This window comes from Thalassotalea agarivorans (assembly GCF_030295955.1).
Lineage (GTDB): Bacteria > Pseudomonadota > Gammaproteobacteria > Enterobacterales > Alteromonadaceae > Thalassotalea_D > Thalassotalea_D agarivorans.
Genome location: NZ_AP027363.1, coordinates 1,780,980 through 1,800,175, shown reverse-complemented (window position 1 = coordinate 1,800,175; position 19,196 = coordinate 1,780,980). Strand labels below are relative to the sequence as shown.

General features: G+C 40.7%; 20 protein-coding genes and 1 tRNA gene. 15 read left to right on the top strand and 6 right to left on the bottom strand.

Annotation, left to right across the window (positions count from 1 at the left end; all coding sequences use genetic code 11):
- Position 1: 1 nt before the first annotated feature.
- The 3 genes from QUD85_RS08425 to QUD85_RS08415 are packed head-to-tail and all read left to right on the top strand — an operon-like array spanning position 2 to position 1,702.
- Complete coding sequence (locus QUD85_RS08425; protein ID WP_093329555.1) at positions 2-268, top strand: hypothetical protein; 267 nt, start codon at positions 2-4, stop codon at positions 266-268.
- Positions 265-882 (top strand): nicotinamide riboside transporter PnuC, encoded by a 618-nt coding sequence (gene pnuC, locus QUD85_RS08420; protein WP_093329556.1) that lies wholly within the window; start codon positions 265-267, stop codon positions 880-882. The genes QUD85_RS08425 and pnuC overlap by 4 nt, the downstream gene beginning before the upstream one ends.
- A gap of 7 nt (positions 883-889) precedes the next feature.
- On the top strand, positions 890-1,702 hold the full coding sequence (locus tag QUD85_RS08415; protein WP_093329558.1) for a phosphotransferase: 813 nt from the start codon (positions 890-892) through the stop codon (positions 1,700-1,702).
- A 74-nt stretch (positions 1,703-1,776) separates the two neighbouring features.
- On the opposite strand, the gene QUD85_RS08410 is transcribed toward QUD85_RS08415, so the two are convergent.
- The gene (locus QUD85_RS08410) at positions 1,777-2,406 is read right to left on the bottom strand and encodes a PEP-CTERM sorting domain-containing protein (protein ID WP_093329559.1); all 630 of its coding nucleotides are present in this window, start codon (positions 2,404-2,406) and stop codon (positions 1,777-1,779) included.
- 391 nt (positions 2,407-2,797) lie between these two features.
- Between QUD85_RS08410 and QUD85_RS08405 the strand changes: the two genes are divergently transcribed.
- Positions 2,798-3,982: a DUF1214 domain-containing protein gene (locus QUD85_RS08405; RefSeq protein WP_245732113.1), complete on the top strand. Its 1,185-nt coding sequence runs from the start codon at positions 2,798-2,800 to the stop codon at positions 3,980-3,982.
- Positions 3,983-4,088: 106 nt separating this feature from the next.
- On the top strand, positions 4,089-5,192 hold the full coding sequence (locus tag QUD85_RS08400; RefSeq protein ID WP_093329561.1) for a DUF1214 domain-containing protein: 1,104 nt from the start codon (positions 4,089-4,091) through the stop codon (positions 5,190-5,192).
- A gap of 719 nt (positions 5,193-5,911) precedes the next feature.
- Here the strand turns inward: QUD85_RS08400 and QUD85_RS08395 are convergent.
- Positions 5,912-5,988 (bottom strand) — tRNA-Val (locus QUD85_RS08395).
- 109 nt (positions 5,989-6,097) lie between these two features.
- Entirely contained in the window at positions 6,098-7,477 is a 1,380-nt protein-coding gene (locus tag QUD85_RS08390) for an MATE family efflux transporter (protein ID WP_093329563.1), read from the bottom strand.
- A 136-nt stretch (positions 7,478-7,613) separates the two neighbouring features.
- On the opposite strand from QUD85_RS08390, the gene QUD85_RS08385 reads away from it, so the two are divergent.
- Positions 7,614-8,234 carry a riboflavin synthase subunit alpha gene (locus QUD85_RS08385; protein WP_093329564.1) on the top strand — a complete coding sequence of 207 codons (621 nt, stop codon included), beginning with the start codon at positions 7,614-7,616 and terminating at the stop codon, positions 8,232-8,234.
- Here QUD85_RS08385 and QUD85_RS08380 read toward each other — a convergent pair.
- The 3 genes from QUD85_RS08380 to QUD85_RS08370 all read right to left on the bottom strand — a co-directional run bounded on the left by QUD85_RS08380 (position 8,225) and on the right by QUD85_RS08370 (position 10,141).
- Positions 8,225-8,434: a CPXCG motif-containing cysteine-rich protein gene (locus QUD85_RS08380; protein WP_093329566.1), complete on the bottom strand. Its 210-nt coding sequence runs from the start codon at positions 8,432-8,434 to the stop codon at positions 8,225-8,227. The genes QUD85_RS08385 and QUD85_RS08380 overlap by 10 nt on opposite strands.
- Before the next feature lie 110 nt (positions 8,435-8,544).
- Positions 8,545-9,411: a fructosamine kinase family protein gene (locus QUD85_RS08375; protein WP_093329567.1), complete on the bottom strand. Its 867-nt coding sequence runs from the start codon at positions 9,409-9,411 to the stop codon at positions 8,545-8,547.
- Between the two features lie 46 nt (positions 9,412-9,457).
- A complete protein-coding gene (locus QUD85_RS08370; protein ID WP_143047952.1) occupies positions 9,458-10,141 on the bottom strand; it encodes an SRPBCC family protein in 684 nt (227 codons plus the stop codon).
- A 169-nt stretch (positions 10,142-10,310) separates the two neighbouring features.
- On the opposite strand from QUD85_RS08370, the gene thrS reads away from it, so the two are divergent.
- From thrS to pheT, 9 genes are all read left to right on the top strand, one after another.
- Entirely contained in the window at positions 10,311-12,221 is a 1,911-nt protein-coding gene (gene thrS / locus QUD85_RS08365) for a threonine--tRNA ligase (protein WP_093329571.1), read from the top strand.
- Between the two features lie 29 nt (positions 12,222-12,250).
- Positions 12,251-12,805: a translation initiation factor IF-3 gene (gene infC / locus QUD85_RS08360; RefSeq protein ID WP_093329573.1), complete on the top strand. Its 555-nt coding sequence runs from the start codon at positions 12,251-12,253 to the stop codon at positions 12,803-12,805.
- 167 nt (positions 12,806-12,972) lie between these two features.
- Positions 12,973-13,170 carry a 50S ribosomal protein L35 gene (gene rpmI / locus QUD85_RS08355; RefSeq protein WP_093329575.1) on the top strand — a complete coding sequence of 66 codons (198 nt, stop codon included), beginning with the start codon at positions 12,973-12,975 and terminating at the stop codon, positions 13,168-13,170.
- An 18-nt stretch (positions 13,171-13,188) separates the two neighbouring features.
- Complete coding sequence (gene rplT / locus QUD85_RS08350; protein ID WP_093329577.1) at positions 13,189-13,542, top strand: 50S ribosomal protein L20; 354 nt, start codon at positions 13,189-13,191, stop codon at positions 13,540-13,542.
- Positions 13,543-13,664: 122 nt separating this feature from the next.
- Positions 13,665-14,771, top strand: coding sequence for a phosphoribosylaminoimidazolesuccinocarboxamide synthase (locus QUD85_RS08345; RefSeq protein WP_093329578.1), 1,107 nt, complete (start codon positions 13,665-13,667; stop codon positions 14,769-14,771).
- A gap of 197 nt (positions 14,772-14,968) precedes the next feature.
- The gene (locus tag QUD85_RS08340; protein WP_093329580.1) at positions 14,969-15,223 is read left to right on the top strand and encodes a hypothetical protein; all 255 of its coding nucleotides are present in this window, start codon (positions 14,969-14,971) and stop codon (positions 15,221-15,223) included.
- Between the two features lie 23 nt (positions 15,224-15,246).
- Positions 15,247-15,633 (top strand): DUF6746 family protein, encoded by a 387-nt coding sequence (locus QUD85_RS08335; protein WP_093329582.1) that lies wholly within the window; start codon positions 15,247-15,249, stop codon positions 15,631-15,633.
- Positions 15,634-15,816: 183 nt separating this feature from the next.
- Positions 15,817-16,797 (top strand): phenylalanine--tRNA ligase subunit alpha, encoded by a 981-nt coding sequence (pheS, locus tag QUD85_RS08330; RefSeq protein ID WP_093329584.1) that lies wholly within the window; start codon positions 15,817-15,819, stop codon positions 16,795-16,797.
- Positions 16,798-16,809: 12 nt separating this feature from the next.
- Entirely contained in the window at positions 16,810-19,194 is a 2,385-nt protein-coding gene (gene pheT / locus QUD85_RS08325; protein WP_093329586.1) for a phenylalanine--tRNA ligase subunit beta, read from the top strand.
- Positions 19,195-19,196: the final 2 nt, after the last annotated feature.

Below are 19,196 nucleotides of genomic sequence, written 5' to 3'. Positions count from 1 at the left end.
AGTGGATATATCTATAGAAATTAGCTTTTACCCGCTAGCAAAAGAAGCGTTTAAAGATGAAATTTGGGCGTTTATAGACACCTTGAATGCTGTTGAAGGTTTAACTGTTGTAACTAATGGCATGAGCACTCAGGTGTTTGGCGAATATGATTTGGCGATGTCGACAGTGACACAGCAAATCAAAAAAGTGCATCAGACGACCAATAGCGCCGTATTTGTTTGTAAATTTATTGGCGGTGACCGCTCACAGGTAGAAGCAAAGGCATGATAAACGAAATTTATGCTTATTTTGCGACGTTACCTATGTGGGAGTTAATCGCCGTATTTACGGCGATCATTTACGTCGTTTTTGCCGCAAGGGAAAATATTTGGTGTTGGCCAGCTGCCTTGGTGAGCACTGCAATATATACAGCTATTTTTTATGATGTATATCTTTGGATGGATGGCCTTTTACAGGTGTACTACTTTGCTATGGCAATTTACGGGTGGTGGGCTTGGTCTAAAAAAGGAAAGCAACAAGACCGCGAAGTACAGATACATCAATGGTCTATGTCTACGCATGTAAAGGCGATAGCTGTATTAACGCTGCTTTCTTTTGGCCTAGGCTTTTTCATGGCCAACTATACGCCTGCTGATTTTCCTTATATTGATTCAGCGACGACGGTGTTTGCCGTATTCACAACGTTTCTTGTTGCAAGGAAAGTGCTTGAAAACTGGCTTTACTGGATAGTGATCAACTCAGTGTCTATCTATATCTATATTGAGAAAGGGTTGATACCAACGGCGTTTTTATTTGTGGTTTATGTGATTATTGCCATTTACGGTTACATCCATTGGCGACAACGCTATACTCAATCACAAGCCATAGCTACTACTGCCTGATATATGTATGACTGACATGCTAGCGCATTCTCTTATTCGCTTGCCCTGTTTTGCAGGGCAACAGGTTTGCATTGCTAAAATAAATCAAGAATCAAACAACACGTGTTTTACTGTGACTCTTCAAGGTCACAAACAACCTAGTTACATTGCAAAGTTTGGCAGTGAAAGCATAGCCTTCAAGGCAATATACCGCTTGTTTGAAAACGTGACATCCAGCGTCGTTTATCATGATAGTCATTGGTTAGTTGTTGAGTTTATCGAGGGGGTTCAGTTGGCAACTGCCCATCTATCGATACAAGAAAAACTAACCTTGGTTGGGCAACTTGCTTCGACTATTCACCGCTCAAAGATATCAGAACATTTGATGCCAGTTTCGGCAGTTGATATTGCCAATTCTTTACTCATAGCGGTAAACCCTATTGAGCGTGAGTACAAGTTAATTAAACATATTTTGGATGCACAGCGCATTAGTGATAGCGACCAAGGATTAGCCAACTGTCATGGTGATTTGAATTTCAACAATGTTATTTTAGATAAGTTTGGTCAAGCTAAAGCGATTGACTTTGAATTTGCGTGTTTAGCACCCATTGAATATGAATTGGCCATGTGTTTAACCGTCAATGGCTGCATTAGCCGCAATGCCATTGAAAGTATTCTTAAAGGTTACGCCGCCCCAATTGACACCGATTTGCTAGAAGCTTATCTACCAATCTGCGCAGTGATAAACTATTTATGGTATCTGCAATTTCAAAAGTCAGATAAAAACTATAAGCAACAAATAAAAAGCCAATGGCATCTCATTGAGAGGCTGATTGTTTAAGTATGCACCATTACAAAAAAAGGCCTATAGAAACTATAGGCCTTTGAGGTGTTCCAAGTTGATTTGGATTTACATTAATTCGCTTTTTTTCTAACCAGCAATAAACTGATGATGCTTAACGCAAAAATAAGCAAAGTGCTGGGCTCTGGCACAGGTCTGTTCGACGTTCTAGGTTCACAGAAAGTGCATGGTTCGTCGCCTCGAGTCCAAATATTGATATGCGACCAATCAGTAACATAAGCACCTGAATTCGCATTTTCGATATCATTAAAAAGCCACAATTCAACCCATTGCGCTTGCTTTAGAGAAACCAAATATTGGCCATTTGCAACAAGGTCGTTAAGCACGTTAAATGTGCCACCAGGCCCGTCGTTGCTAGCAAAATTTAAGTTGCCCCAGCTTCCTGGTGCATCATCTTCCCATATGCCTACATGAACCCAATCGTTAAACCCGAATGCGCCATCGGCATCCCAAGCATCAGGGTAGGCTATATTGACATCACCTGGCGACAAAACAGTATCGTTGCCAGGAGGCGAGTCATGGACGAATCTACCTAAACATTGATCTGCATTATTGCCTGCAATAACAAAGTTGCTTACGTCACATAATTCGTCCCCAAGTATAAGGTCGGCATGTGACGAAAAAGATGCTACTACAAATATTGCAAACATCACGCTTTTAACCATGCGTTTAATAATTTCCATTTTATGGTCCTTAACCTAAGTTACTTCATTAAACCTTGGGTATTTATTTTTTACTTTTATATGGCGTTTAATGCATAAATAGTGCCTATATAAAAATATTCCTATTATTCAATGGATTAATGGTTTCCACTTTGCGTGTCTGCTTGAAGGTGTAAATTAAGCTGACACCTATCATAAGTATGACAATTTCGACTGGTTAAATATTACCTATGTGCATATCTCGCATGACTGTAAGTTGTTTCAAATGCATTTCTTGATAGTTGATAATGGCCTCAATCAATAGCGAGGTGGTTAATAATGATGTTCACAATTATGCATGTCATGGGCGCAGTACTACTTTGCGCGGTCTTACTCTTTGTCGTTTTAGCGGCAATTTTTGGAGAATGGTAATATGAAACAGTCAGTTAAACTTACACTACTTAGCTCAGCTATCCTTGCTACTTTCGGCATTGCGATGGCTGCAAACTACTTACCTGATGCAAACGTTAATACAGCTGCACCTGAGCAATCACAAAAGCTTTCTCACAGTGAGCAGCAACAAGTTGTCCCTGTTGCAAATGAAAAAGCTTACTTAGCTGGTACAACGAAAGTAACTGTCGAGACCTACCCAGTTTATGAAACGTCTCGCCAGTTATTAAAGTACCAGGATGAAGCAGGTATCAATAAGTTCGCCCACAGAAGGGTGTTAACACCGACAGACAACCAACCAGTAGTACGTATGAATCGAGATACTTATTACTCTATGGCGACGGTTAATGTCTCTAAAGGTGCATCGATTACTATGCCTGAAATTCCAGAAGGCAAATACATGTCTGTGATGGCTGTAACAGAAGATCATAGAATTCAAGCGATGAAATACGGCGCTGGCACCTTTGATTTGAAAACGCATACAGGTACACACTTAGTACTTATCATTCGTTTTGATTCAACCTTTAGCCAAGATGAAGTCCATGCGCTTCAAGATGCTATGATCATTGAGGCGGGCTCAGATCAACCGTATCAAGCAAAACCGATAAATGGCGAGTCACTTGAAAATATCGGTAAGCAACTTAAAGCAAAAGCACCGCAAATGATCGCTGAAATGGGGGGCACCGTAACCTACGGTATGTTTACCGATAACAATGACCCAATGTTTGATGAAGAAAAATATCAAGTGGGTTCTGCAATTGGCTGGGGTGGTGCGCAGTTAGTTGATAATATTTATGAGCTATCACCAACCTACGCAGACGATCAGTGTTATCAAATGACCTTTGCTGACCCTAAAAACAAAGCGTTTTGGTCTGTCACCGTTTATGACAAATTTGGCTTCATGTTTAACGACAAAGCAAACATCAACAGTTTGACGGCTGAACAAAATAAAAATGGTTCATACACGGTATCGTTTGGTTGTGGTGAAGATGCGATTAACAATATTCCAATTGATAACAATACTGGGGTATTCAACTTAGCAATGCGTCATTATCAACCATCACAGCAAGTCATCGACGGTTATCGACTAGTACCTACATTGGGTGTGGCGGATGTAAAAACAATGCGCCTATCAAAGCACGCAAACAATAGTAACCACGCTGAGTAGCAACTAAAGTGAAGCAACTAAATACTTAAGTAATTGATTTTTAACTTGATAGTTAGTTGCATCTTTTCCAGATTAGAGATTAACCAAACCAATGGAGTAACAAGCAATGAAAAAAGTGATGTTAGTAATAGCTGTTCTCGTTGTTGCAATCGCAGCTTTTTTAATGACTGAGGATAATCGCACTGCAGAGCAATCTGACGTTGTACCTGCCCAGCCTGCAGCGGAAACAGTCGTAGAAAATAATGTCATTCCTGTCACGGAAGAGAACTACACTGAAGCTGAAACAGCTAAAATGATCAAGCGCTGGACTGACAGAGGTGCAGATCAAAAAATGGTACATTTACCTGTGCTAGCGCCGAAAGGTAAAAAAGCACCTGTCGTTAGAATGAACCAAGATGCTGTATACTCCGTGGCGGTTATTCGCGCAGATGAAGAAGGCTATGTCACCGTAGGTATTAATGAATTTGTACGCACCGAAGAAAATAAAGATGTGCGAGACGATATTTATTTGTCGGTACATGTGCTTGATGAATATGCCTACGCGCCAGCTTACAAAGTAGGCGTAGGGACACATAAAGTGAAAATCTTTAGCGAATGGGCCTTTGTTATTTTCCGCTCTGGTGTTGAAGATAAAACAGATCTTACTGACGCTTTGGGTAATCAGCATCGCTTTTATGCTGACTATAGCGACACCAATAAACGTTACCAAGCAAAAAACTTTAATGCACAGCAACGTGATGAAATCACCGCTTACTACAAAGACAAGTTTGCAGGGCAAGATTATTCATATCCAGCAAGCCCAGAAACAACGCTTTCTCAAACATTGATCAATGCGTCAAATGCAAATGGTTGGGGCGGTATGCCAGTGGAAGTTGGTGTGTCTAACGTTTATCGTAACTCGGCAAACTTTCCTGCAGATAAGTGTTATGTTGTAACATTTGAAGAGCCGAACAATAAATACTTCACCTCGATTACTGTTTATGACTTAGATGGTTATATGGTTGATACGGATAGATTTTCAATTAATTCGTACGAATGGGAAAAGAATGAAGACGGCACAGTAACAATTCACTTCAACTGCGGCGAAGATGCAATCAATAATTTGATTACGGGTAACCAACCGTTTAACTTTGCCACCCGTAATTACGGTGCAAGCCAGGAAGTTGTAGACAAGAAATTCAATCTACTAGCGCTTGAAGAGGTTAAGTAAAGTATTGTTAATATATTACTAGCTAACATGATAAAAGCCAGTACATAGTGAAGTGACTGGCTTTTTTGTTGCCCAAAACGAAAAAAGCCTGCATTTCTGCAGGCTTTTGGAATTTGGTACGTTCGAGTGGAATACAAAATACGTCCATGTATTTTGCCCTTACAGGGCCGCTGTTAGCGTTCATGATACCAACTTACATCTAAGTTTAGTTTCTTAGAACTACAATATCAGAATTAGAGCAAATAATATTTCCGAAGATATAGTGTTCTACATCGAGTAAATATTATGCAGTTATTGTTTTGATATTTTGTTCCCAAAGGGTGAAATTAAACAATTTATATATTGCGTTACTGACCTTGATAATGGAAAACCATTACCTGCAGCCAAAGCCTTATCTATAAATCGTTTAATATTCGCTAAGAAGTTAAACTTAGATGTAAGTTGGTATTAAGTTCCCGGCAATTTTGTTAAACCACCTTCGGTTTGTTCAAATCTGTTTAAACGCCCCAAAACGAAAAAAGCCCGCATTTCTGCAGGCTTTTGGAATTTGGTACGTTCGAGTGGATTACAAAATACGTCCATGTATTTTGCCCCTAAAGGGCCGCTGTTAGCGTTCTAATTTGTTCCATACAAATTAGTTGAACCACCTTCGGTTTGTTCAAATCTGTTTAAACGCCCCAAAACGAAAAAAGCCCGCATATCGGCGAGCTTTTAGAATTTGGTACGTTCGAGTGGATTTGAACCACCGACCCCCACCATGTCAAGGTGGTGCTCTAACCAACTGAGCTACGAACGTAAAACACTATGTGTTAACGGAGCGCTATATTAGCGATCTGCCGTTTAGCTTGCAAGTCTATTTGCGATAAAAAGTGAAGAACTTTGTTCAACTGACCAAATTATCGCCACTAGGTCATTGACACAACTAATTTGCCTGTCTCAATTTGTTTTTGGATATAGCGAAGCCTAATAGAAAGCAGTATCGCCGCAACGGTCAATCCAACAATAAAGCCGATCCAAAATCCAGATGGTCCCATGCTTGGTACGATATAATCGGTAAGCCCTAAGATACATCCTATTGCTAATCCGATAGGCCAATAGCTGACAAACGTAATGTACAGGATTGCTTTAGTATCCTTGTAGCCTCTGAGAGCGCCGGCGCAAATAACTTGAATAAAATCAGAAAACTGAAATAGGGCAGCTAAAAACATCAAACTTGCAGCAAGTTCGATCACGGGTACTTCATGGGTGTAGATGGCCGCGATTTGATGGCGAAACAAAACAGATAGCGACGCGGTGAAACAGGCGATTAAAAAGCCCAGTACTAATGCACTCACACACATTTGTTTTGCTTGTTCGAATTCTCGTTTACCTACCGAAAATCCTACTTTAATCGTAACTGCCATGGCAATACTGAGCGGTACCATAAAGACTAACGATGAAAAGTTAATCGCGATTTGATGACTGGCAACCACTTGCGAGCCAAAGGGCGCTAGGAATAATGCTGCTACAGCAAACAAGGTGACTTCAAACAATAAACTCAGCGCTATTGGCACACCAATGCGAAGAATACTCATCATTTCGTCCCAATTAGGCCAATAAAATTGTTTAAAAAGCTCCGCTTGTTGCAGTTTTTTACTGATTAACACGTAAATCAGCATGCCAATAAACATCACCCAATAGACGATCGCAGTAGCTATACCGCAGCCAGCGCCGCCTAACGCAGGTGCACCAAATTCACCGTAGATAAATATGTAGTTGGCGGGCACGTTAATAGCTAAGCCTATTAATGAAATAATCATGGTTGGCTTGGTATGTGACATGCCTTCAGCATAATTTCTCAATACCAAATATAAACAAAACCCAGGCGCGCCCCACACAACATATAGCAAGTAGTCAAACATCAATACTTCAAGACCATCTTCCAACTTCACAATGTCATGCAAGTTCGGGATAAGACCATAAAACAATAGAATGAGAGACAGGGATAGAATAAGCGCAATCCAACCTGCTTGTGCTACGGGCTTGGCTATAGCGTCATATTTTTGCGCGCCAGCAAGTTGCGACACAATTGCTGCAAGCGCCATGACAATACCATATATCAGTAGAATCAGTGGCAACCAAACGCTACTTGCCACAGCTACGGCAGCCATATCTGTGGCGCTTACTCGACCCGCCATGACAGTATCGGCAAAACCCATTAAGTTCTGTACTAACTGTGCGATTAATATCGGATAAGCTAATTTGGATAAACTTTTAATATCGTTGAAAATTTTCTGCGCTGTCATGGTTATGTTCTAGAGTGCTCGCTAGCTAAAATTGTAACCTAATCATCGCAATAACGTTAGATTTTACTGGCGTTTATCTTGAAAAACTTATGTCCAGTCGCCATCATGCTAGTAATTCAGTTTGATGAGAATATGCATGTTTACAGGAATCGTACAAACAAAAGCCACTATTGCTAGCCTAACAAAAAAATCGGCGTCGATGAGTTACCAAGTTGAATTACCGATTGCCTATATAGCGCAGTTAGCTAAAGGAGCAAGCGTAGCAAACAATGGTGTTTGTTTAACAGCGGTGGACTTTGGCCAGCGAAATGAAACGACGGGTTTTATTGAGTTTGATGTAATCGATGAAACGCTGCGCGTGACCAATTTAGGGCAGTTGCAACAAGGCGACATTGTCAATATCGAGCGTTCCTTAAAAGCAGGAGATGAACTTGGTGGGCATTTGGTGAGTGGTCATATTCATGCTACGGCGACATTAGACAAAAAGCACGAAAGTTCTGAAAACTGTGAATTAGTCTTTAGCGTTGACGAAAAGTGGCAAGAGTACATTTTTGAAAAGGGCTTTATTGCCATCAATGGCGCAAGCCTAACCTTAGGTAAGGTTGATGGTGGCGTGTTCAGCGTACATCTTATTCCTGAAACGCTTTCTATTACTAATTTAAGCACGCTAAAGATAGGCGATCAGGTCAATATTGAGTTTGATCAGCAAACAATGACTATCGTTGAAACAATCAAACGAATGAAGGATCAGTTATAAAATTGTTCGTCGTCGGCGTCGACAAATAGCTGTAGTTTTTGATGATACTCATCAACATGCAAATTTAAGTGGATATCTTTGCAACAAGCTGGGCATTCATCGTAGTAGTCTTGGTCACCGGCTGAAAAATCGATGGCCAAATGAAGGTGATGACCGCAATGGGGACATTTTATACGTTTATTGACGAGGGAGTTGGACATACCGCTACCTATTTAAGAAGTCATCAGCTGTCTTTTAAGTATGGATCGTTTTACTGTATTTTCCATCTTTCTAGCCGTTAAAAACGCGGAACAAATGTTTCGCCAATAGCCTATATATCGAAGCGTTGAAGTTTTTCCCAACAATCAAGCGCTTGTGCCTGATAGAGGCCGCCAAACAAGTTAGTGTGATTAAGTAAGTGGTAGAAGTTATAGACGTGTTTTCTGATTTTGTAGCCATTATCTAGCGGGGCAACTTTCTCGTATCCATCATAAAACTCTTTGGGGAGATTACCAAAGAGCTCTGTCATTGCGATGTCGACTTCTCTATCGCCGTAGTAACAGGCTGGATCGAAGATTATCGGTCCGTTGCTACTAAAACCAATATTTCCTTGCCATAAATCACCATGTACCAATGATGGCGTTGCTTTGTGGTTAATCAAATCATGTGTTTTTTGCACAATGGCATCGATATCGCCAAATGAAATACCTTTTTCTCGAAGAAGTTGTAGTTGCCAACCAATGCGCTGTTCTGAAAAAAATTGTCGCCAGTTGCTACTCCACTGGTTCGGTTGCAACGTTGAACCAATATAATTGTCTTCTTGCCAGCCAAACTGACCGTGAACAGAGTCAACATGCAGGTTAGCCAGCTGCTCACCTAATGCTCGCCAAAATTCTGGGCTGCCTTTTCTAAATTCGATGAACTCTAATACCAAAAACCCTTTGTCTAGCGTTTCTCCGCTACAAATTACTTTGGGCGTGGCAATGCATTTAAATGTGCTTAGTTGCTTTAGAGCAAAGGTTTCTGCACTTAGCAGCTTTTTGTTGTCTTTGTGATTAAGTTTTAGGAAGTAGGGCTGTTTACCGTCTGAAATTTCAAACGCTAGATTGATATCACCGCCATGTACAGGTGTTTTTTGCTGTATCGTGAATGAGGTGTTTGTCGCCTCAGAAATCGCTTGCTCAATTGCATGCCACATGGATGTGTTCAATCCTTTGACTTTGGAATAGTCTAAGTATAGTCAATTAGTATGGGACTGTAGCGTTTATCAATTTTTTTTCAATAAGGGCGCTATGCCTATGTTGTTGCCAACGACTCTGCGGTAACTGTTGTTGGATACTTACAATTGAACGCCACATGTTGTTAAGTGCAAATTTGTTACTCAGCCAATAAGGCACAACACCTCCAGGGTCTGCAACGATTTGATAGGTTATCGCTAATTTTTTGTCGGACGTTGGTTTTACGATCCACTTTGCACGTTTTACATCGATTGCCGTAAGCGATTCAACATCTATATGCTTTGGAATAGGGTGCTTGCTATTGCGTACATTGATTTCTATCGATAAATCTTGGTTTTGGACAATGTCTGAATCGACATACATATAACGGTTACTAAATGGCCACAAGGTATCAAAGGTCGTTAAAAAGCTGTTTTTAGTTGGCGTGTGCTGTTCAACCAAGTGGCTTTTGCGCGCCGAAGCAACCCAATTGGGAATATGGTCGGTGTCTTGCAAAAACAATAAAAAACCCGACAACGTGGAATCAATAGTAAATTGCGCTTGCACTTCAATAAGTTTATCGAATTCAGACGGTCTAAAAGCGACGCTTGCATGTTTGTTTTTTTTGTGAATTTCCCAGTCGCGCTCACTTTGCTCACCTGCGGCAATAAAAGGACACAAAGCGAAACAAATCACTATGATTTTTATCATGAAAACACTACGCAAACATTGCATTACAATTGATTTTCCCCTATATTGCCGAACCTAATTTACTTTATATGTTTTAGTGTGATTGTCATCACATTTTATAAACAAAATTTTTGCACTTAATAAAGCAAGCGACGTTTCGTATGCGCCGCCACTGTGAAAAGGAAAAATCATGCCTATAATTACGCTCCCCGACGGTAGTCAACGTTCTTTCGACAACGCAGTATCTGTAATGGATGTTGCATTAGATATCGGCCCTGGATTAGCAAAAGCTACAATCGCTGGTCGTATTGACGGTGAACTTGTCGATGCTTGTGAATTGATCGAAAAAGACGCGTCTCTCCAACTTATTACCAATAAAGACCAAGAAGGTGTTGAAATTATTCGCCATTCTTGTGCGCATTTGTTAGGTCATGCAATTAAGCAACTGTGGCCGAATACCAAAATGGCTATTGGTCCTGTAATTGACAATGGTTTTTACTATGACGTAGATCTAGAGCACTCACTAAGTGAAGATGATCTGCAAGCGCTTGAAAAGCGTATGCTTGAACTAGCAAAAACAAATTATGACGTTGTTAAGAAAACGGTTTCTTGGCAAGAAGCGCGTGACACGTTTGAAGCACGCGGCGAAACATACAAAATGGAAATTTTGGACGAAAATATTGAGAAATCAGATCGTCCAGGTTTGTACCATCACGAAGAGTACGTCGACATGTGTCGTGGCCCACACGTACCAAATATGCGCCACTGTCACCATTTTAAATTAATGAAAGTGGCGGGTGCTTATTGGCGTGGTAATGCTGAAAACAAAATGTTACAGCGTATCTACGGCACAGCATGGTCAGATAAAAAGCAGTTAAAAGCTTATATTCAACGACTAGCTGAGGCTGAAAAACGTGACCATCGTAAAATTGGTAAAGCGTTAGACTTATTCCATTGGCAAGAAGAAGCGCCAGGTATGGTGTTTTGGCACAATGACGGCTGGACGATTTACACTGAATTAGAACAATTTGTTCGCCAAAAACTGCACGAATATGACTACGATGAAGTGAAAGGTCCATTGATGATGGATCGTGTACTTTGGGAAAAATCTGGCCATTGGGATAAATATGCTGAAAACATGTTTACCACAGAGTCTGAAAAACGTGAGTACGCGATTAAACCAATGAACTGCCCTGGACATGTGCAGATATTTAACCAAGGTTTAAAATCATATCGTGATTTACCACTACGCATGGCAGAGTTTGGTTGTTGTCACCGTAACGAACCATCTGGTGCGCTTCATGGCTTAATGCGTGTGCGTGGCTTCACTCAAGATGATGCGCATATTTTCTGTACCGAAGATCAAGTGCAGTCTGAAGTAAGCAAATGTATTGATATGGTATACGATGTATATAGTGCATTTGGTTTTGACAATGTTGTCGTCAAATTATCGACTCGACCAGAAAAGCGTATCGGTAGTGATGAGATTTGGGACAAAGCCGAAAAAGGTTTAGCGGACGCAATGACAGAAGCAGGTATTGATTTTGAATACTTACCAGGTGAAGGTGCGTTTTATGGTCCTAAAATTGAATTCACCTTAATGGATTGTTTAGGTCGTGCATGGCAGTGCGGTACAGTGCAATTAGATTTTGCATTACCTGAGCGATTAGGCGCAACCTATGTTGGTGAAGATAACGAACGTTATACGCCGGTGATGATTCACCGCGCAATTTTGGGTTCATTAGAGCGTTTTATCGGTATTTTAATTGAAGAATATGCTGGCAAGCTACCGACTTGGTTATCACCAATTCAAGCAACTGTGATGAATATTACCGACAAACAGGGCGAATATTGTCAACAAGTTGTAAAAAAATTGAAACAAAATGGGTTTAGAGCCAAAGTAGACTTGAGAAATGAGAAAATAGGCTTTAAAATCCGCGAGCACACTTTAAAGCGTGTTCCATATCTTTTAGTCGTGGGTGACAAAGAAATGGAAGCGGGCGAAATTGCAATTCGCACACGCGGTGGTGAAGATTTAGGAAAAATGTCAGTTGATGCATTTATTGAGAAACTAACGGAAGAAGTTGCAAGCCGTAGTTAAACAACAGACATTTATGTTTTTTACGTTCTTTGGAGGAGCAGACTATTAAAGGTCAAAGAGGCGGGCAAAAAGAGCCAGCACATCGTTTAAATGGCGCAATTACAGCGCAGGAAGTGCGTTTAATCGGCGTTGACGGCGAAGCACTAGGGGTTGTTTCATTAAACGAAGCAATGGATGTGGCAGATGACGCGGGCGTTGATTTAGTTGAAATTAGCCCAACGGCAAAGCCTCCTGTATGTAAAGCCATGGACTACGGCAAGTTTCTTTATGAAAAAGCTAAAGAGCAGAAAGAGCAACGTAAAAAACAAAAACAGATTCAGGTTAAGGAAATTAAATTCCGTCCTGGTACTGATGAAGGCGACTATCAGGTTAAATTACGTAACCTAAGACGCTTTCTCGAAGGTGGCGATAAAGTCAAAGTAACACTGCGTTTTCGTGGTCGTGAAATGGCGCACCAAGAGCTTGGTATTGAACTTTTAACGCGCGTTAAAGGTGATTTAGAAGATCTTGCCCAAGTGGAGTCTTTCCCTAAAAGAGCGGAAGGTCGCCAAATGGTTATGGTGCTAGCCCCTACAAAACGATAATAACTGGTATAGCAAGTAATAACGTTTAACGTTATTCACCACTATTATCTTTACGCTGGTAATGTAGGCTTGACAAGTAGTTGGTCTTTGTACGAACTCGCCTGTATTACTCAATTTAAATGGCAATTGCATGGCGCAAGCGATGCAAGTGAATGGAGTAAGTTCAAATGCCTAAAATGAAAACCAATAAAGGTGCTGCAAAGCGCTTTAAGAAAACTGCTTCTGGCGGTTACAAATGCAAACAAGCTGGTCTTCGTCATATCTTGACTAAGCGTCGTACTAAGGTTAAGCGTCATCTACGTGCTAAGAGCATGGTTGCCGCTTCTGATGTGAAATCAGTAGATCGTCTACTGCCTAACGCTTAATTAAGAGGAGATTAGATAATGGCAAGAGTAAAACGCGGTGTTGTAGCACGCGCACGTCATAAGAAAGTTCTTAAGCAAGCGAAAGGTTACTACGGTGCACGTAGTCGCGTATATCGCGTTGCTTTCCAAGCAGTTACTAAAGCGGGTCAATACGCATACCGTGACCGTCGTCAACGTAAGCGTCAGTTCCGTCAATTATGGATTGCTCGTATTAATGCAGCAGCTCGTCAAAACGGTTTATCTTACAGCAAGTTCATCAACGGCTTGAAAAAGGCGTCTATTGAAATTGATCGTAAGATCCTAGCTGACATCGCAGTATACGATAAAGCAGCTTTCTCTGTATTAGTTGAAAAAGCGCAAGCTTCTTTATAATACGTAGAGATATATGAAAAGGACGCATTAGCGTCCTTTTCTTTTTCTAGAGATTAAATCACAATGTAGCTAAGAGCTATGTTTTGATTTAATTTTTACAAAAACGACATTCGGATTTATTCATGAGTCTTAACGATCAAGTTTTAGCAGTAAACAATGATTTACCTATTAAAACAGACCTTCCTGTTCATAGCGGTAAAGTGCGCAGTGTATATTGGCTAACGGCAGAAGATAGTGCGCGTTTAATTGAAGAAAAAGGCTATCAAGTACCAAAGGATACGCCGCTAGCTATCATGGTCATTAGCGATAGAATTTCAGCTTTTGATTGTATTTGGCATGGAGAGGGCGGTTTAAAAGGTGTACCTGGTAAAGGTGCCGCACTTAATGCTATCGCTAACCATTGGTTCAAGCTGTTTAAAGACAATCAATTAGCGGACAGCCACATTCTAGATATTCCACATCCTTTTGTTTGGATTGTCCAAAAAGCAAAACCTGTGATGATTGAAGCCATTTGCCGCAGCTATATTACAGGCTCTATGTGGCGTGCTTATGAAAAAGGCGAAAGAGACTTTTGTGGTATTGAATTACCAGAGGGTTTATCTAGAGATAGTAAGTTACCAGAATTATTATTAACGCCGTCTACCAAAGGTATTTTAAAAGGTATTGATGGCGTGCCAGAAGCTGATGACGTCAATATTACACGTAAGAACATAGAAGATAATTTTGAAGCGTTTAACTTTAAGTCAGAACAAGACATCGACTTATACGAAAAACTTTTAAAAGACGGCTTTGCGGTCATTAGTGATGCTTTAGCTGCGCTTGATCAAATCTTTGTCGACACAAAATTTGAATTTGGCTACGTCAAAGACGTTGATGGCAACGACAAACTTATCTATATGGATGAAGTTGGTACGCCAGATTCTTCCCGCATATGGGATGGAGAATCTTACCGTGGTGGTAAGGTTGTAGAAAATTCAAAAGAAGGTTTTAGACAGCTTCTGCTTAATCATTTCCCTGATCCAGACATTTTATTAAACAAAGAACGTATGGATGAGCGCGAAGCGTTAGCTAGAGACAATGCGCTGCCTGTAGACGTGTTAATGGCTGTTTCTAAAACGTATACCGATATTGCAGAGAAGATCACCGGCGAAACAATTACGCTGAGTGAAAATCCAAAAGCAGAAATTATTGAAATACTGCGAGAGCAGTATGATTTGATTGCCGACTAATCATCACTTGTAAAACGCCCTACGGGGCGTTTTTTTATGCTTAAAAAATACGAAACAGAAAACTCGTAAACAACAAATTTGGTGATAAAAAGTAAAAGTGGTGTAATAAATTTCCTGCTTGAATGTTAATCATTAGTTTTATATCCTCACGATTCTCGTCGAAGGACAATATCAGATAATTTAGATGGACTGTATTGATGATTAGATTTTGTAAATTAGTTAAAGCCTTTCTTCTTTCCCTATACGCCGTAACCTCTGTAGCGCCATTTTGGACGCCTTTGCAACCTTATGCGTCGTGGTTACAACTCGCCGTTATGGTACTTATAACCATTCACTTGATAGAATTTTTGTTATTGCCAGTATTACGAGAAAAACCTAAGCAACATATGATACCAACGCTGCTCTATGGATTTGGTCATTGGTTGCCATTAAGAACTAAAAAAACAACGTAAGCTATGCTCAGGAGAATTCTATTATGGTAAAAATCGTTTCATTATTGGCTGGTACTCTAATCGCATATACAAGCGCAAGCTATGCAGATGAGAGATATGACCATTTTCCTGCGTTAGCTGCTGACAATACGACTCAGGCGTTATGCAATCTGGCCGAATATAATGCAAAGTTACAAGTACTATTAACTAAAGATACATTGACTGCAGAAGATATGGTGAAGGTACACGAATTAACCTACACCTTAGAAAACGCAATTCAGCGAATTCAAAAAGATTTAACTGCGGCTGCAACAGATCTAGAAGAAGTTCATTTAGCTTCTGAAAAACTCGACAAAAATACCGTTCAGCAGCAAGGTAAAACCTATTTGACAGCGCTTTCATTGCTGACCTCTCCAGCGAGCTGTAAATAACATCATTCAGAAATAGGTAGCGATTTTGCTACCTTTTTTCCAGCATCTGAATTAAAGCCACAGAAAATACAAATAATTCCATTGTTTATCTACATTTCGTTATAAATATTGTGTAGAATCTATCTCCATTTTTAAGTAGTAAAATTAGTCTACCTATCGCACCTAGGCGTGTACGAGGAAATCATGAATTTAGACGAAATTATTTTGCAAGCAGAAAAAGACGTTGCTGCTGCAAGTGACGTTAACGCGCTAGATCAAGTGCGTGTTAACTACATGGGTAAGAAGGGGTTGTTTACTGAGCAAATGAAAGGCTTAGCAAACTTACCTAAAGAAGAAAAACCAAAAGCGGGACAAGTGATCAACCAAGCTAAGCAGCAGGTGATGAAGCTTATCAATACGCGTGGTGAATTTTTACGTGCAGAGCAAATCAAGGCGAAACTAGCCGCAGAATCGATTGATGTCACTTTACCAGGTCGTACTAACGAGCTTGGTGGTTTACATCCGGTTACACGCACGATAAGCCGTATCGAAAGTTTCTTTGGTGACTTAGGTTTTGCAGTTAAGTCTGGCCCAGAAGTCGAAGATGATTTCCATAATTTCGATGCATTGAATATTCCAGAGCATCACCCAGCACGTGCAGATCATGATACCTTTTACTTTAACCCGAAGTTAGTACTGAGAACGCAAACATCTGGCGTACAAATCCGAACTATGGAAGCTGAAAAGCCACCACTAAGAATTATTTCGCCGGGTAAAGTATATCGTAACGACTACGATCAAACGCACACGCCAATGTTCCATCAAGTAGAAGGCCTAATGGTTGATAAAGATGTTAGCTTTACTCAACTTAAAGGTATTTTGCATGATTTCCTACATCATTTCTTCGAAGAAGACTTGGAAATTCGTTTCCGTCCTTCATATTTTCCGTTTACAGAACCATCAGCTGAAGTGGATGTAAAAGGTAAAAATGGCAAATGGCTAGAAGTACTAGGTTGTGGCATGGTTCACCCAAATGTCCTTAAGTCTGTCGGTATAGATCCAGAAGAATACACAGGGTTTGCTTTTGGTATGGGGGTAGAGCGTTTAACTATGCTCCGTTATGGCGTAAATGATTTACGTGCCTTTTTTGAAAACGACCTTCGTTTCTTGAAACAATTTAAGTAGGAATGCCAACAAATGAAATTTAGTGAATCTTGGTTACGTGAATGGGTAAGCCCAGCCAATACGTCTGAAGAGTTAGCACACCAAATCACCATGGCAGGCCTTGAGGTTGATGGTGTCGATCCAGTTGCGGGTGAATTTACTGGTGTTGTAGTTGGTGAAGTAGTTGAATGTGGCCAACATCCAGATGCTGACAAACTACAAGTAACAAAAATCAACGTTGGCGGTGAAGAGCTACTTGATATCGTCTGCGGTGCAAAAAATTGCAGTTTAGGGTTGAAGGTCGCGGTTGCTACTGTTGGCGCTGTTTTGCCAGGCAACTTTAAAATTAAAAAAGCTAAGTTACGTGGCCAGCCATCATTTGGCATGTTGTGCTCAGAATCTGAACTTGGATTAGCAGACAGCTCAGACGGTATTATTGAACTACCGCAAGATGCGCCTATTGGCACAGATATCCGTGAATATCTAGACCTTAACGACGTTACCATTGACGTTGATTTAACTTCTAACCGCGGTGATTGTCTTGGTATCAAAGGCCTTGCTAGAGAAGTAGGGGTTCTTAACAGTCTAGAAGTTAACGCGCCTGTAATCGAAGTTGCACCAGTTACCATTGAAGAGACTCGTGGTATTACGTTAACCGCTGAGCAAGCTTGTCCGCGTTACTTGGGTCGTGTTATCAAGAACATCGACGCGCAAGCAACCACGCCGCTTTGGATGGTTGAAAAACTAAGACGATGTGGCGTACGTGCAATAGACCCTGTGGTAGACGTAACAAACTACGTATTGCTAGAGCAGGGGCATCCAATGCATGCGTTTGATTTAGCCAAATTGTCAGGCGACATTGAAGTACGTTTTGCACATAAAGATGAAACTTTGGTTTTACTTGATGAAAACGAAGTAAAGTTAAATGAAGATACTTTAGTGATTGCTGATGCTGAAAAAGCGGTTGCAATGGCAGGTATTTTTGGTGGTCTTCATACTGGCGTTACCGCAGAGACTAAAGATATTTTCTTAGAGTCAGCATTCTTTGCGCCATTAGCTATTCTAGGTAAAGCACGTCAATACGGCTTGCACACAGACGCGTCTCATCGTTATGAACGTGGAGTTGATCCAGAGCTTCAACGTGATGCTATGGAACGTGCAACAGCCTTGTTATTAGAGATTGTTGGTGGTGAAGCCGGTCCAATCGTCGAAGCAAGTGCGCAAGCGCATTTACCACAATCGACAACGGTAACATTGCGTCGTGAAAAACTTGATGGCCGTATCGGCTTTCATATCGAAGATGCTAAAGTAACAGAAATTCTTACACGTTTAGGCTTTGATGTAAGCTTTGCCGACAACGTATGGACTGTTGTTGTTCCGCCATATCGTTTTGATATTTCTATCGAAGTTGACTTGATTGAAGAAGTTGCACGTATTTTCGGATATAACAATATTCCGAATGTATCGCCAAAAGCTACCTTGGCTATGAACGCTCAGCCTGAAGCTAAGTTTTCTGTTAACAAATTACGTGAAGCGCTTGTTAGCCGTGGCTATCAGGAAGCAATTACGTATAGCTTTGTTGACCCTAAAGTACAATCTCAGCTGCATCCGAATCAAGAAGCATTAATTCTACCTCACCCAATTTCAGCAGATATGTCGGCAATGCGTGTGAGTTTGTTCACGGGTTTATTGCAAGCGGTATCTTACAATCAAAATCGTCAGCAAAACCGTATTCGTTTATTCGAAACGGGATTACGCTTTATTCAAGATGATTCTGCCGAAAACGGTGTTAAGCAAGAAGCCATGATAGCGGGTGTTATTTGTGGTAGCCGCGAAGAAGAGCACTGGACGATGGAAAAAGCTGCGGCAGATTTTTACGATATCAAAGGTGATGTTGAAGCACTGCTATCGTTGTCTTGTAGTAACGACTTTACGTTTGAGAAAGCAGAAATTGATGCGTTACATCCAGGGCAAACAGCTGCCGTTAAACGTGGTGACCAGCTAGTTGGTTATGTTGGCGCGGTTCATCCAGAACTTGAAAGAAAACTTGGCTTAAATGGTAAAGCCTTTGTCTTTGAGCTGTCGGTAAGTGCATTAACTGAACGTGAATTACCGCTTGCGCAGGATATTTCTAAATTCCCAGCCAATAGACGTGACATTGCTGTTATCGTAAAAGACGACGTAAACGCAATAAAAGTGTTACAACTTATTGAAAATGTTGGCGGAAATTATTTAATTGGTCTAAAATTGTTCGATGTGTACCAAGGTCAAGGAATTGAAGAGGGCTATAAGAGCCTCGCAATTGCGTTAACCTTGCAAGACATAGAGAAAACGCTCGAAGAAAAAGACATTAATGATGTCGTTGATCGAGTTGTGGCAACATTGAAATCAGAGTTTAATGCAACACTGAGGGACTAAGC

Coding starts and splice junctions, on each gene's coding strand:
- pnuC (WP_093329556.1), top strand. CDS start 265: ATGATAAACGAAATTTATGCTTATTTTGCGACGTTACCTATGTGGGAG.
- pheS (WP_093329584.1), top strand. CDS start 15,817: ATGAATTTAGACGAAATTATTTTGCAAGCAGAAAAAGACGTTGCTGCT.
- QUD85_RS08380 (WP_093329566.1), bottom strand. CDS start 8,434: ATGTCCAACTCCCTCGTCAATAAACGTATAAAATGTCCCCATTGCGGT.
- rplT (WP_093329577.1), top strand. CDS start 13,189: ATGGCAAGAGTAAAACGCGGTGTTGTAGCACGCGCACGTCATAAGAAA.
- pheT (WP_093329586.1), top strand. CDS start 16,810: ATGAAATTTAGTGAATCTTGGTTACGTGAATGGGTAAGCCCAGCCAAT.
- QUD85_RS08345 (WP_093329578.1), top strand. CDS start 13,665: ATGAGTCTTAACGATCAAGTTTTAGCAGTAAACAATGATTTACCTATT.
- QUD85_RS08390 (WP_093329563.1), bottom strand. CDS start 7,477: ATGACAGCGCAGAAAATTTTCAACGATATTAAAAGTTTATCCAAATTA.
- QUD85_RS08385 (WP_093329564.1), top strand. CDS start 7,614: ATGTTTACAGGAATCGTACAAACAAAAGCCACTATTGCTAGCCTAACA.
- thrS (WP_093329571.1), top strand. CDS start 10,311: ATGCCTATAATTACGCTCCCCGACGGTAGTCAACGTTCTTTCGACAAC.
- QUD85_RS08400 (WP_093329561.1), top strand. CDS start 4,089: ATGAAAAAAGTGATGTTAGTAATAGCTGTTCTCGTTGTTGCAATCGCA.
- QUD85_RS08370 (WP_143047952.1), bottom strand. CDS start 10,141: ATGATAAAAATCATAGTGATTTGTTTCGCTTTGTGTCCTTTTATTGCC.
- QUD85_RS08405 (WP_245732113.1), top strand. CDS start 2,798: ATGAAACAGTCAGTTAAACTTACACTACTTAGCTCAGCTATCCTTGCT.
- QUD85_RS08415 (WP_093329558.1), top strand. CDS start 890: ATGACTGACATGCTAGCGCATTCTCTTATTCGCTTGCCCTGTTTTGCA.
- rpmI (WP_093329575.1), top strand. CDS start 12,973: ATGCCTAAAATGAAAACCAATAAAGGTGCTGCAAAGCGCTTTAAGAAA.
- QUD85_RS08340 (WP_093329580.1), top strand. CDS start 14,969: ATGATTAGATTTTGTAAATTAGTTAAAGCCTTTCTTCTTTCCCTATAC.
- QUD85_RS08410 (WP_093329559.1), bottom strand. CDS start 2,406: ATGGAAATTATTAAACGCATGGTTAAAAGCGTGATGTTTGCAATATTT.
- QUD85_RS08335 (WP_093329582.1), top strand. CDS start 15,247: ATGGTAAAAATCGTTTCATTATTGGCTGGTACTCTAATCGCATATACA.
- QUD85_RS08375 (WP_093329567.1), bottom strand. CDS start 9,411: ATGTGGCATGCAATTGAGCAAGCGATTTCTGAGGCGACAAACACCTCA.